Source organism: Pseudomonas asturiensis (genome assembly GCF_900143095.1).
GTDB lineage: Bacteria > Pseudomonadota > Gammaproteobacteria > Pseudomonadales > Pseudomonadaceae > Aquipseudomonas > Aquipseudomonas asturiensis.
On sequence record NZ_FRDA01000028.1, the window covers coordinates 27000 to 40757 of the forward strand.

A 13758-nucleotide genomic window follows, 5' to 3' on the forward strand; every position below is an offset into this window, starting at 1 on the left:
TGCGGACGCATTCCAGGCTTTACGATGCAGCACTGTCTCTTGGTCAGCATCTGATCTGCACCCCCAAAGCTGGACACCCATCTGACTTCCTGGGGTGCAGATCAATCTGTGGGAGGGGGCTTGCCCGCGATGAAGGCGACGCGGTAGGTCAGAAAAACCCGTCATCGTTCATCGCCGGCAAGCCGCCTCCCACAGTCCGGTGTTTGCTTACTGGGTTCTGTAACCCGCCCGACCGCTAGAAATCCCCTCGCAACGTGAGGACGTAGTTGCGCGGATCGCCATAATAATTGCCCCGGTCAATATCACCCGTCGCCTTGTAGTACGTGCGATCCAGCAGGTTGTTGCCGTTGAGGGCGATGGACCAGTGGTCGTCGATTTTCCAGGCTGCACGGGCATCCCAGATGGCGCGGCCGGGATTTTTGATGACTTGGGTCGATTCGGTTTCCGAGTAGCCGCTCTGCGCTGAAACGCCTGCTCCCAACGTCAGTCGATGCCAGGCACCGGGCAGGGTGTAGTGGCTGGTCAGGCGGAACAGGTGGCGGGGCGTTTCGGCAGAAATCGACTGCCCGTCACTGCCTCGCGTGACATTGAAGGTATAGCCGGCCAGCGCCTGCAACCCTGGCAGCAGCTCGCCGCTGGCCTCCAGCTCGAAACCCTTGCTGCGACGGATATCACCGTTCAGGTAGCAAGTACCGTAGCTGTCGTTGGTCGGGCAGTTGCCGCTGTTCGCGTCATCTTCCACGGCCACGTCTTTCTGTTTCACGTAGAACACGGCCATCGACACGTTCAAGCGCTTGTCGAACAGCTCGCCCTTGATCCCGGTTTCATGACTGGCACCAATGGCCGGATCGAGGAATTTGCCTGCTGCGCTCTGATAGCCGCTCTGCGGCAGGAAGATATCGGTGTAGCTGGCGTACCACGACCATTCGGGGCTCAGGTCGTAAATCACCCCGATAAACGGCGTGACCTCGTGATTCTGTTGGGCCTTGGTGGTCAGTCCCGCCGCCTGGGTCTGATAGTCGTACCCGCTGACGCGCCCACCCATCACCAGGCTAAGGGAATCGCTCAGGCTCAGGCGCAGGTTGCTATAGAGACCATAACGTTTGTCGCTGAAGTCGGTGATGCTGCTCCACGCCGGACGGTTCGGTCGGGCAATGGCGTGGTGGTCCGGATTGAAGACATCCAGTGCCGTGTTCGAGCTGACCAGAACCTGTTGTGAGCGGCGTTGCTGTTCCGACCCGTTGGCACCCACGGTCAACTGGTGGGTCAGTCCGAAGGCCTCGAAGTGGCCATCCAGATGGCTGTCGAAACCGGTGCTTTGCAACGTATCGGAACGCAACAGCGTGCGAAGCGGACGCGAGCCGGTCAGGGTCTGTGGATCGATGGCGCCTTGGGCGTAGGCCACACGTTGATCGAAGTCGCCTTCGGAGTGGGTCACTGACAGGGTGCCCGCCCAGTCTTCGCTGAAGTGATGCTTCAGCTCGCTGAACACCTCGTTCGCTTCCGTTTGATGGCGATTCCAGTCCTGGGCCAGGGACGTGGAGCGAGGCAGGTTCAGCGCACGGCCATCGCTGTAGCGCGGCAGGCCGAAGATGGAAAAGCCTCGTATGTCTGCGCTCTGATGGCGCAGCCCGAGGGTCAGGGTAGTGTCTTCGTTGAGGTCGGTTTCAACAATGCCGTATATCAGCGGTGCGGTCTTGTGCAGTTCGTCGATGAAGTAGCCACGGTCTTCATAGGACGCCACGAAGCGGCCGCGAATGTTGCCCGCGTCATTGAGCGCGCTGCTGCCGTCCAGCTCCATCCGGTCGTTATCCCAGCTACCGGTACGGGTGGTGACCGAGAACTGCGCAATGGCGGTCGGGCGTTTGCGCACCAGGTTGACCGCTCCGCCGGGATTACCGGCACCGATCAACAGACCCGCAGCACCGCGCAGGACTTCGACGCGGTCGTAGATGGCCATGTCCGGGGGCATCCAGCCCGTCACGCTGTAGCCTTGACCGGACACGCCATCGATGGTGTAGCTTTCGTCCTCCATGGCGAAGCCGCGAGCGCTGAAAACGTGTGAGCCGAAGTTGCGTTGCGAGAACGTGATGCCGGGCGTTTGCGCCATCACCTCGTCCAGACCGGTGAGGATTTTGTCGTCCATCCATTGACGCGTCAGGACGGTCACCGATTGCGGCGTTTCACGCAGCGACTGCGGTGTCTTGTTGAGGCTTGTGGCCGCGGTGGTGTACGAGTCGCTGCCTTCAGTGGTCACGCCGAACTGCTTCGCCTGAATCGCCATCGCCCCCAACGTTACCGGCTGCAGCGCTGGCGCCTGGCTGAGCGTCAGGGTGTTGGCCTCCAGCGTGTGTGCAACCCCGGCTTGCCGCAGCAGATACGTCGTCGCCTGTTCGGGCGTGAGTTTGCCGTGTACCGCGCTGCTGGTCTTGCCGCGCACGTCGTCCGGGTTGTAGAGCACTTGCAGATCGCCCTGACGCGCCAGTTCTTTCAAGGCGCTGTTCAAGGGTTGGGCGGGAATGTCGAACTCGACTTCCTTGGCCAGCGCATTGCCCTGAACAAACAGCGACAGCACGAGCCCCAGCCCCTTCAGTGTCAGCCCGGATTTCTGGCTTTTGTCGAAGGGTTTCACGGGGCCTGAATGGCAGCGTTTGAAGGGTGGTTGCATGGCAGAAAAGCTCTTTCGGGACGCCGGTGCAGAATACTGTATCTGTCGTCGGCAAGGGGGGCGGCCGTCAGTCTTCGTTTCAGTCGCTGAATATTTGTCGGATGTCCGGGCCCCTTCGCGGACAAGCGGAACGCCGCCCGGTCCGCTCCCACGGAGTTTGAGGTGCGCCCGATAGCCTGGGCAGGGCACTTATCCTGGTGGGAGCGGACTTGTCCGCGAATACGGTGTTTCAGCCACTGAATAATTGTCGGATGTACGAGCCCCTTCGCGGACAAGCGGAACGCCGCCCGGTCCGCTCCCACGGAGTTTCTTCAGTCAGTCAGGTGTCGTGCACATATCGCTGATACCCGCACCGTCAAAGCACAAAAAGCCAAGGGTTTCCCCTTGGCTTTGTGGCTGTTGCGGCTATCCGGGAATCGGGCGATCGATCAGAAATCCCCGCGCAGGGTCAGGACGTAACTGCGAGGTTCGCCGTACACGTTCGAACGGTCGGTCGCCACCGCAGTGGAGTAGTACTTGCGGTCGAACAGGTTCTCGGCATTGAGCGAAACGCGCCAGTTTTCGTCGAGTTTCCAGGAGGCACGGGCATCCCAGATCGCACGACCGGCCACGCCCAACTGGTCGTTGGACGGCACTTCATAACCCGAGTCCGCCGACACACCCGCACCCAGTGTCAGGCGGTTCCATGCGCCCGGCAGGTTGTAGCTGGTGTTGAGGCGCAGCATGTGTTTCGGGGTTTCGTAAGCGACTTCGGCGTCACCATTGTTACGCAGCATGTTGTAGGTGTAGCCACCGAACACCTGCAGGCCCGGCAACACTTCGCCGCTGGCTTCGATTTCCACGCCCTTGCTGCGCTTGATGCCGTCCTGCACGTAGCACGAACCGTCCGAGCTGGTCGGGCAGAACACGGAAGCGGCGTCAGCCGACAGATCCACTGCTGCCACGTCTTTCTGCTTGATGTAGAACAACGCCATCGACAGGTTCAGACGCTTGTCGAACAGCTCGCCCTTGAAGCCGGTTTCGTAGTTGGAGCCGACGGCAGGGTCCAGCGGCGAGCCCGCCACATCGACGAAGTCGGCTTGCGGCGTGAAGATGTCCGCGTAGCTGGCGTACCACGACCAGTTGTCGTTGATGTCGTAGATCAGACCTGCGAACGGGGTGAATTCCTGGGTCTGCTTGGATTCGTAGCTGTTGGCTGCGCCGGTTTTTACATCGTACTTGTAGTCATACCAGCTCAAACGGCTGCCGAGCACTACGCTCAACGGTTCGCTCAAGTGAATGCGCGCGTTGGCGTAAAGGCCCGCACGCTCTTCGGTCATGTCGATGTCGTTGCCCCAGGCCGGGCGGGCGGGCTTGGCGAACGCGTTCTGGTTGACGTTGAAGATATTGATGGGCGAAGCGGTTCTGACTGTCGCCTGTTTGGTATTGGATTCCTGTTTCGACCAGTCCGCACCCAGAGTCAACTGATGGTTCAGGCCGAAGGCATTGATGTTGCCTTCCAGCTGACTGTTCAGGCCGATGCTGTTCACTTCGTCCTTGCGGAACAGGGTGTTCTGGAAGGTCGAGCCTGCCAGGGTCGTCGGGTTCACCGCGCCACGTGCATACGCAATCGCCTGATCGAATCCACCTTGCGAATAGGTCAACGACGTGCGGCTTTTCCAGTCATCGTTGAAGCGGTGTTCGATCTCGGTGAACACCTCGGTCATGTCACTTTCCAGGCGGTTCCAGTCCTGCGCCAGGTTGGTCGAGCGCGACAGCCCCAGTGACTGACCGTTGCTGTAGCGCGGCAGGCCATAGATGGAATAGCCGTTGATGACCTGCTCCTGACGACGCAGGCTCATGGTCAGCGTGGTGTTGTCGGTCACGTCGGCTTCGACGATGCCATACAGCAGCGGCGTGCGGCTGTCGCGGCCGTCGAGGTAAGAGCCGCTGTCATCGTAGGCGGCGACCATACGGCCCCTCAGCGTGCCCGAATCGTTGAGCTTGCCACTGCCGTCCAGATCGACCCGATACTGATCCCAGGAGCCGGCACGGGTGGTGATCGAGAATTTGTTCTCGGCCGTCGGGCGCTTGCGCACCAGATTCACCGCACCGCCAGGCTGACCTGCGCCGACCAGCAGGCCGGACGCGCCACGCAGCACTTCGACGCGGTCGTAAATGGCCATGTCCGGCTGCATCCACCCAGTGATCTGATAGCCCTGACCGCCGATGCCATCGACCAGAAAACTTTCCGCCAGCAGCGAAAAACCCCGCGAGGTGTACACGTGGCCGCCGAAGTTGCGGTACTGGAAACTCATGCCGGGGGTGTCTTCCAGCACTTCGCTGAGGCTGGTCAGGTTCTTATCGTCCATTACCTGACGGGTCACAACGCTGACCGACTGCGGTGTTTCACGCAGTGATTGAGCGGCACCCTTGCCGATACTGACGGCACCTGTGGTGTAAGAGCCGGTGCCGTCGGTGGTGGTGCCCAGCGATCTGGAGTCGATGGCGGTCGGCGCCAGGGTCACCGTGCCTGCGGTGGACGAGCCTTCTGTGCTGGCTTCCTCCGCCTGAACCTGCGAGGCCAGTGGCATGCAAAGCGCGAAACCCATGGCTGCCATGGATGGTCGGGAACTGAACATCTGGCTGAGCAGCAAGGCTTTGCTGAGCGGGGTGAGTCGTGACGGGTTGTGCATGACGTGGCTCTTTCTCGTAGGTATCGGCAGAGGGCAGAAAGCGTCGTTCAGATCTGCAGACTCGGGTTTCGCCAAGGGAACCGGGCAGTCGTGAGCGACTTTATCGATGAGCGACCAGACGTCAGAAACAGCCGGGCGCACCATTCGCTGTAAATGAGAACGAAACCGACTCGCTGTTATTTAATGAATTTTTCACAATTCACGAAAAAAGATGGCGTATGGCTATCTGCGTCCAGTGAGTAGCAGCGTAATTAACGAAAAAACCCCGCTCGCGGACCAGCCGGGCGGGGCATCGGGGAGGGCCTGTGGTCAGGCCGACACGGATTCGCTCTGCACCTGCTCGACGTCGATCTGCCCGGCCTGCATGCGCACCAGTTGGTCGGCGATGTAGAAATACCGGTCGTCGTGGGAGATCACGATGATGGTCTTGCCTTGCTGTTTGAGTTCCGGCAACAGCTCGGTGTAGAACACGCGCCGGAAGGCCGGGTCCTGGTCGGCAGCCCATTCGTCGAACACCAGCACCTGACGTTCGTCCAGCCATGCGTTGATCAGGGCCAGACGCTTGCGCTGCCCGGTGGACAGATCAGTGGTGGTGAAGGCACCGTCGCGAATGCTGACTTTGTGGGCGATGTCCAGACGTTCCAGGTATTTGCCGGCGTCTTGCGGCAGGCTTGCCTGGCCCGGCAGCGGTTCGTCGAACAGGTAATAGTCGGCAAAGATCGTGGTGAACAGCTGGCGATAGTCGTCCAGGTTTTCCGGGGTGACGGCGTCGCCGTTGAGGCGTATTTCGCCCTGTTGCGGCGTGTACAGGCCCAGCAGCAGCTTGATCAGCGTGGTCTTGCCGCAGCCGTTCTCGCCAACGATGAACACAATGTCGCCCTGTTTGACGCTCAGGTTGATCGGGCCGAGGTGAAACGCGTCGCTGCCCTCGACGCGGGGATAGTCGTAACGCAGTTGATGCAGTTCCAGGGTCTTGAGGTTGGCCAGCGCATTGGGGCGGTCGCTGACCAGCAGGTGCGGCTCGGGATTGGAGAATTTCCACGACAGTTCGGCAATGCGCCGCAGGGCGATCTGGGCGCGGCTGATGGCGGGCAAGGCGTTCACCAGGCGCTCCAGCGGGCCTTTCATGTACAGCATCACCAGCACAAAGCCGCCCAGTACGGTCTTTTCGGTGGTCGGCCACAGGGCCTGAAAGGCGATGGCCATGCCGATCACGGCAAAGAACAGCATCGAACCGAAGGTCTCGGCGCTGACGAAGATGTTCGCGGCGCGGATGTTGGACCGGCAGATCTGTTCGGTGGCAGCGTGGATCTTTTCGTCGAGCATGTGCTGACGACGCTTGCGCTGAATGCGCAGTTCCTTGGCGCCTGCCGACAATGCCTGATAGTGCTTCTGCAGTTCGTCTTCGCCATTGCGTGCCGCCAGAATGCTGCGCATGCCGAACCTGTGCGCCACGAATTGCGCGCCGGTTCCCAGGATCACGGTCAGCACCGTCAGGCCCAGAATCTGCCAGGACAACAACGCCAGATAGGTCAGGCAGCCGAGGGTCACCGTGAAGGCAATCACCATCGGCGCCACCGACAGGGCGAACGTGCTGATGGTATTTACGTCGTTGAGCAGCACCGGGATCAACCGATGCGAGCGATAGCGCTCCAGTTGCTCGATGGGGGCGACCAGCACCTTGGCGGCCAGCTCGCGGCGCAGGTTGGCAACCACTCGCTGGCCCACGTAGTTGGTCGACAGGTTGGACAGCGTCGAACACGCCAGCGTCAGCACGCACAGCCCGGCAAACAGCAGCGCGGTCTGGGTGTCGGGTCCGCCCGGCAGGTTCATCGCGTTATTGATCGTGGCCAGCAGCGCCGTCACGCTCAGGCCACTGACGATCCCCAGCACCGTTGACAGCGCCACCAGCCACCAGAAGGGTTTGAGGATTCTCAGGGTTTCCCCGACGAGGCTTTGGGTTTTGAGGGTCATGATGGTTCTCGTGAGTGTCCGTGATTGCGGCCCTCGTGAAGGCCGCAGGGTCGATCGATCGGTCAGAGGTCGCGCATGACCCGAAAGCCCAGCCAGTCGCCACGTACATCCGGCTGGCGGCTGTTACGATTGCCCGAGCGGGAGAAGATCGGCGCTTCGGTCCAGTCATTGCCGCGGATCATCTTCCAGGTGCAATCGCCTGCCAGCCAGGCACTGCCGTCGGTGGGCGCGCCGTTGTAGTTGCTGGTCTCGCAATCGGCGGTCCACTCGTACACGTTGCCGTGGGCGTCGTAGATGCCGAAGTCGTTCGGGCTGTAGCTGCCGGCCGGAGCGGTGTAGCTGAAGCCGTCTTCCGGGCCGTAGGTATTGGCGTGTTTGGCGATGCCGTAGGGCTTGCCTTCATCCATCGGGAACGGGAATGAGCCCTTGCTGCCACCGCGTGCGGCGTATTCACGGGCCGCTTCGCTGACCATGCGGTACGACTTGCCGGTCTTCTTCGACAGCCAGGCGACGTAGGCCTTGGCTTCGTTCCAGTCCATGCACACCGCAGGCTGACGAGGCCCCAGCGGATAGCGTGGCTTGCCAGCCTTGCACTCGCGTCCGGGCCGGGTGTCGCCGTCCGGCATTTTGTAGCCGGAGCTTTTGATGTAGGCGTCCCACTCACCGCTCAAGACCTGAAAGCGGCTGATGGCGAACGGCTTGGCGAAGGTCACATCGTGCAGCGGGCCTTCATCCGGCTGACGACCCATTTCCTCTTCCGGTGCGCCCATGGTGAAGGTGCCCGCGGGCAGTACGACCATCTCCGGGCAGTCCTTGCAGTCCTTGAAAACCTTGCCGGGCTCGGCTGTGGCGGCTTGGGCCGTAGCGCTCAAAGACAGGCCAAGCAGCGAGGTCAGGGACAGGGTGAACAGCATCTTTTTCATGACGGGCCTCAATGGCAAAACGGAAAGCAGGTGAAGCAAAGCGGGTGTGCAGGCGTCAGGTGCGCTGGCTGAGCAGGGCCATGAACCGGTCGATTTCAGCTTCGCTGTTCAACAGGCCCGGCGCGGTGCGCACCACCGGGCCGACATCGCGGCTTACCGCATCGACTACCATGCGGTTCTTCATCAGCCAGGCAGCCACTTCGTCGCTGGCCTGGTCCTTGATCCTGAAAAAGCTGAAGCCCGCCGACAGGGCAGGGTTCATCGGTGTGACCAGCTCGACGTTACGCTGCGCCTGCAGGCGCTCCTTGAGGCAGGTGTTGAGCTGATGGATGCGTGCCTGAACATCGGCTTTGCCCAGTTGCAAGTGCAATTCGAACGCCTTGTTCAATGCCCAGCGATGCTCGAACGAGTGATAGCCGCCCGGCGTCATGGTGGTGGCGAAGTTGGTCGCTTCGGAAAAGGTCGGAATCGTCGGCGTGAGGTCGGTCATCTGTTCCGAACGGGCGCAGACGATCCCCGTACCGCGTGGGCCGAATATCCATTTGTGCGTACCGGCCACGAAGTAGTCGCATTTCATGTCCGGGAAATCCAGGTTCTCGACGCCAAAACCGTGGACTCCGTCGACCACATAAATAATGCGGTCCCCGGCGTCGCGGTTGCGGTTGTGTTCTTCCACCAGATCACCGATGGCGCCGATCGGCAGCTTCACGCCGCTGCCCGACTGCACCCAGGTCATGCCCAGCACGCGGGTGTCGGGTTTGATGCTGCGGGCAATCGAGGCGATGATTTCGTCGGCCGACACCTGCGCCGGATCCTTGAACAGACGAATCCTGCGCACCCGTGTGCCGTCACGCTGCTGGCGGAAATTGAGGATGCTACGGGCGCAGGAATGTTCGTGTTCGGTGGTGAGGATTTCCTGATCCGGGCGTACGTGCAGGCCGCCATAGATGATCGCCAGCCCTTCGGTGGTGCTGCCGGTCAGCGCAATCTGGCCAGGTTTGGCGTTCAGGTACTTGCCGGCCCAGACACGCACTTCATGCTCGCGCAGCTCGGTTTCCTGCAGGTCCCAATCCATTGCCAGACCGGGGTTGCGGTCGATGTGAGCGCGGTGCTGTTCAATGGCTTCGCGCACCGGCCTTGGGTGCGAGGTCACCAGAAAGTTTGAGAGGTGGATGTAGTCAGGGTCTTGATTGAACAACTGCTTCAACGCGGTCCACTTGTCTGCTGCCACGGGGTCTGGTGTGGCGGCCACAGCAGGCGCGATCAGGCTCGATCCGAGCGGCAGGGCGGCGGCCAGCAGTCCGGCCTGTTTGAGGAACGTTCTGCGATCAGTCATGGCTGGGCCACCGGTTTTGCCGAGGCCTGCACCTGTTCCCAGACACGCAGGAAGTTGCCGCCCCAGAGCTTGGCAATGTCCGCCTCGGCGTAACCGCGCTCGATCAATTCAGCCGTCACGTTGCGGATCTCGCTGACATCGTTGAAGCCTTTCACGCCGCCGCCGTCGTTGAAATCGGAACTGATACCGACGTGGTCAATGCCGATCTTCTTCACGGTGTAGTCGATGGCGTTGACGAAGTCTTTGACCGTGGCCTTGGGCTCTTCCTCAAGAATCGCGTACAGCTTGCTGGCGTAGGCACCGAAGCGTTGTTCCGGCCAGACGGTGATGATCGCGTCGCCGGGCATCAGCGCCATCGCCAGGTTCGGCAGCGGCGGCAGGTCGAATTCCTTGCGCAGCGCATTGAGCTTGTCCTGGGTCGGCTGGCTCAAGGGCTTGAGGTAAGCAGGGAAGGCCACCACCTGCACCACACCGCCGCTTTGCTTGATCAACTGCATTTCTTCATCGCTGAGGTTGCGCGGGATGTCCACCAGCGCGCGCGGTGCCGAGTGCGAAGCGACCATCGGCGTGCGACTCAACTGGCTGACCTGTTCCAGCGCCTTGCTCGACATCTGCGATACGTCGATGATCACGCCCAGATCGTTGAGCCGCTGTACGGCCTGCTTGCCGATCCCGGACAGACCGCCCAGTGCATCCGGCGTGTCGTTCAGGAACGGCAGAGGACGCGACGAGTCGGCCCAGCTGTTATTGCCGACATAGCTGAAGCCGAACATGCGCATGCCTCGTGCGGTCCAGCGGTCCAGCGCATCGAGGTCGTTGCCCAGCGGGTAGGCGTTGAGCATGCTGATGAAGATTGCGAACTTGCCTTCGCCGTGCAGCCGGCGCATGTCGTCCGGGGTATAGGCGATGCCGACCTGATTCGGGAAGTCGCGGACCATGCCGGTGATGATCTTGTAGCGCACTTCCTGCTGCTTACGCGCTTCATCGACAAAGCCGGGTGTGGGGCGATGCGGAGCGTTGGCGCCATTCCAGATTTCCGGCCAGCCGAACACCGTCAAGGCTGCACCGGAGAGTCGGCCGCGTGCGGTCTTCACCAGGTCGAATTGCCCGGAACCGTCCTTGTCGGCTTCGTTGCGCTCGCTGCCGAACTTCATCGGCACGGTGATGTGGCTGTCGAAGGAAATGATCCGTTCCTGCAAGTCTTCGGCCTGCTTCATGATCTTGATCGGATAACCCGCTGGCGACCCGTAATGCCAGGCCAGATAGCCCGCGCCTGCACTGATGGCCAGGGCCAGGGGCAGGCCGATGAAGAGAGCCTTTTTCCAACGCGGTTTTGTCATTGCCGTCTCGTTCAGGTGATCGGTGCAGGCCTGCCTTGCCTGTGGGCATCAGGGCCGTTGCTATGTGGGGAGAACGAGCGGATGGCGGAAAAATTTAGCGTCGGTTCAGCCTGGCAGGGCGCGCATTATTTTTCTCAACTGCGCTTTCGTACTGATTGTGCCCATCGCTTCGCGTGGGCATTCAGCCCGTGACGCGCCGCGTCACAAATGGCACAGACAGTGGACTCAGTGAGCCGCGCGCTCGACTCTCATCACCTTTTCGCCCCTCGGCGACCTACTTTGACGGGGCAAAGTAGGCAAACCCCTAAGCTCCGGTTCCGGCCCCGGCTTCGCCGGGGTTCCTTCGTCCTGACACTGATTCGGGGGTCGCCGCAAATGGGCCATCCATGGCCCAGTGCGGCTCAGCCGGCATCCCTGCCGGCTGACCCCCGAATCAGCGCCAGGACTCAGCCTTCACCCACGTCGCAATCGATGGTGTTCTCACTATCGCGTCAGAAAAGCGCTTCAGTGCTGCTGCTTTTTGGAGAGTCAGATGACTTTTGTCTCGCGATGAGGGCCACGTAGAGCGATCAGTGTAAAGACGAGCCGCTCAGTAAATTTATGCCCAGGCTTTACGTTCTAGCTGGATAACCGGTGTCTCGGGGGCTGTAGCAGGTAGGGTGATGACGATTTCTCGACGAGGGTTCATGGCAGGTCTGGCGCTGACCGGCGCGGCAGTACCGGCTGCTTGGTACGCGCATCGGGAATTCACCCGTGTCGAGGAGCCCGTCACTCCCGGCGAGGCCTCCGCAGGGCCGGCCGACACCGCGACTCAGCGTCTGGCCGACAAGCTGCGGGGCGTGTGGACGCTGCGCTTCGAAGGCCGCGATGCGGGCTTGCCGGGTGCGCCGCTGCAGGGCCTGGAAATGTTCCTCGACATCGCCCCGCGCGGTCGCGGTCTGCGTGGCTACATCGACACCGCGGACAACCTGCGCGGCGAGGCACCGCCGCGCTTTCGGGTCATTGGCGATCTGCAACCGGCCAACGCCGCCAAACTGTATCTGCGGGTCATGGACGGTCACGTGGGCAATGACCCCCACAGCGACACGCCGCATTATGAATTCAGTCTGATCCTCGATGAGGTCTGGGGTGCGTTCGGCAACGCGGGCAGCGGTACGTTGAGTGGCCGTATCGAACGCCTCGACCGACCGCTGGCGTTGCCGGAGCTGGAAAACCGGGTGATCGCCATCAAACAACTGTTCCCCGAGGCGCGGGAGCGCGTCAGCCTGACGCCTGAGTTTCATGCCTGGCTGATTTCCAGGGAACATCGTCTGTTTCATCAGCTCTGGCATGCGTCCCGCGACAAGTGGCACAAGCTGCCCCGCGACAAGCAGGAAGCCCTGCGCGGGATCGGCTGGCAGCCGGGGCCGCGGGACAAGGAGCGTGATGCTCGCGGACCGCACAAGGATCGCAACGGCTCGGGTGTGGATTTCTTTTACATGCACCGGCACATGCTGATTCAGGCACGGCGCATTCAGGATCTGCCGTCGTGGCCACGCTTTCCGATGCCGCAGCCGGAACTTGAACGTGACCGCCTGGGCTTCGCTCGCTACTTCGACAATCACGACGGCTGTTCACTGCCGCCAAACTGGCTGGCTCCCGGCGATGAGGAATACACCCAACTGGTCAGCGACATCAAAAGCCCCGAGACCTACCACACGCATTTTCAGGTCTGGGAATCCCAGTACCGTGATCCACGCTTTCTGTCGACCTTGACGCTGGGGCAGTTCGGTTCGCAGGTCGAACTGGAGCTGCACGACTGGCTGCACATGCGCTGGGCCTCGGTGGCCCGCGACCCGGCCAACGGCCAGCCGGTGCCGATGGCGCGACGTTCGGATGACTTTGCCGAGCGCTGGTTCGGTCCGGAAAACGACTTTCTCGCCGACCCGTTCTCATCCCATGTGAACCCGGTGTTCTGGATGTTTCATGGCTGGATCGACGACCGTATCGACGACTGGTTCAGGGCGCACGAGCGCTTTCATCCGGGCGAGGTGAAGCGCCTTGAGGTCGACGGCGTTCCCTGGTTCGCGCCGGGACGCTGGGTTGAAGTCAGTGATCCATGGCTCGGTCCTGAGACCCACGGCTGCAGTACCACACCCGGCCTGCAGGCGGGGACGTCGATGGAGATGGACCCGGAAGTCATGAAGCTGGCGCTGCGCATCACCTTCGCGGCCGACGACAAACTCGGCGACCTGGTCCGCCGCGTGCCACGTCGGCCATGGTATGCGCGCAATCTGTTGCCGGAGAAGTGGTTTTAAGCGGATATACGCATAGCGGGTCTAATGACCCAGGTCTGTGGGAGGCGGCTCGTCGGCGCTGCTGTTTCCAATGCCTGTCAGTGACTGGATTGACGCCATCGCCGACGAGCTACTGCTCACTGTTCGAGTGGGAGCGAGCTTGCTCGCGAATGGGCACTCGAATTCAATAAAGGTGCAGTGCTCCAGCCGTAGCCTTCGCGAGCAAGCTCGCTTGTATGGTTAGACTTGAAGGGGTGGTGGGACGAACAGTTCGCATCTGACTGCTGTAACAGTACAGACCGTGGGAGACCTCGCCCCACCCCTTCCACCAAAAGCGCCGATAAAGAATGCTTCGTTCAAGCGACGATAGAAACAAGCCTGCGCCTCTGGGTGAAACCCCTTCAAGCCGTAAAACCTTAACGTGGAGAACTGTCCATGGCAATGCGCGTTTCGAAGTCAATCGTGGGCGTGGATGTCGCCAAAGTTGAACTCGTTATTTATGAGCCAGATCAGGATCTGCTCACCTCGATAACCAACGACAAGCCCACCATAAAACGCTGGCTTAA

7 protein-coding genes are annotated in these 13758 nt (G+C 61.2%); 1 reads left to right on the top strand and 6 read right to left on the bottom strand.

Annotation, left to right across the window (positions count from 1 at the left end; genetic code table 11):
* Positions 1-235 precede the first annotated feature (235 nt).
* The 6 genes from BUB69_RS27500 to pvdM form a co-directional block, all read right to left on the bottom strand.
* Entirely contained in the window at positions 236-2668 is a 2433-nt protein-coding gene (locus tag BUB69_RS27500; protein ID WP_084537219.1) for a TonB-dependent siderophore receptor, read from the bottom strand.
* A 428-nt stretch (positions 2669-3096) separates the two neighbouring features.
* Complete coding sequence (locus BUB69_RS27505; RefSeq protein ID WP_073173240.1) at positions 3097-5343, bottom strand: TonB-dependent siderophore receptor; 2247 nt, start codon at positions 5341-5343, stop codon at positions 3097-3099.
* Between the two features lie 309 nt (positions 5344-5652).
* Positions 5653-7317, bottom strand: a complete 1665-nt coding sequence (locus BUB69_RS27510) for a cyclic peptide export ABC transporter (protein WP_073173244.1) — start codon at positions 7315-7317, stop codon at positions 5653-5655.
* Positions 7318-7379: 62 nt separating this feature from the next.
* The gene (gene pvdO, locus BUB69_RS27515) at positions 7380-8240 is read right to left on the bottom strand and encodes a dihydropyoverdine dehydrogenase (RefSeq protein ID WP_073173247.1); all 861 of its coding nucleotides are present in this window, start codon (positions 8238-8240) and stop codon (positions 7380-7382) included.
* A 55-nt stretch (positions 8241-8295) separates the two neighbouring features.
* Complete coding sequence (gene pvdN / locus BUB69_RS27520) at positions 8296-9576, bottom strand: pyoverdine-tailoring periplasmic protein PvdN (RefSeq protein WP_073173250.1); 1281 nt, start codon at positions 9574-9576, stop codon at positions 8296-8298.
* Positions 9573-10916 carry a pyoverdine-tailoring dipeptidase-like protein PvdM gene (gene pvdM, locus BUB69_RS27525; protein WP_073173253.1) on the bottom strand — a complete coding sequence of 448 codons (1344 nt, stop codon included), beginning with the start codon at positions 10914-10916 and terminating at the stop codon, positions 9573-9575. The genes pvdN and pvdM overlap by 4 nt, the downstream gene beginning before the upstream one ends.
* A 662-nt stretch (positions 10917-11578) precedes the next feature.
* Between pvdM and pvdP the strand changes: the two genes are divergently transcribed.
* Positions 11579-13213, top strand: a complete 1635-nt coding sequence (gene pvdP, locus BUB69_RS27530; protein WP_073173257.1) for a pyoverdine maturation tyrosinase PvdP — start codon at positions 11579-11581, stop codon at positions 13211-13213.
* Positions 13214-13758 lie beyond the last annotated feature (545 nt).

Bases quoted from the DNA above. Each gene is read 5' to 3' on its own strand.
- pvdM (WP_073173253.1), bottom strand. From the start codon at position 10,916: ATGACAAAACCGCGTTGGAAAAAGGCTCTCTTCATCGGCCTGCCCCTG.
- pvdP (WP_073173257.1), top strand. From the start codon at position 11,579: ATGACGATTTCTCGACGAGGGTTCATGGCAGGTCTGGCGCTGACCGGC.
- BUB69_RS27500 (WP_084537219.1), bottom strand. From the start codon at position 2,668: ATGCAACCACCCTTCAAACGCTGCCATTCAGGCCCCGTGAAACCCTTC.
- pvdN (WP_073173250.1), bottom strand. From the start codon at position 9,576: ATGACTGATCGCAGAACGTTCCTCAAACAGGCCGGACTGCTGGCCGCC.
- BUB69_RS27505 (WP_073173240.1), bottom strand. From the start codon at position 5,343: ATGCACAACCCGTCACGACTCACCCCGCTCAGCAAAGCCTTGCTGCTC.
- BUB69_RS27510 (WP_073173244.1), bottom strand. From the start codon at position 7,317: ATGACCCTCAAAACCCAAAGCCTCGTCGGGGAAACCCTGAGAATCCTC.
- pvdO (WP_073173247.1), bottom strand. From the start codon at position 8,240: ATGAAAAAGATGCTGTTCACCCTGTCCCTGACCTCGCTGCTTGGCCTG.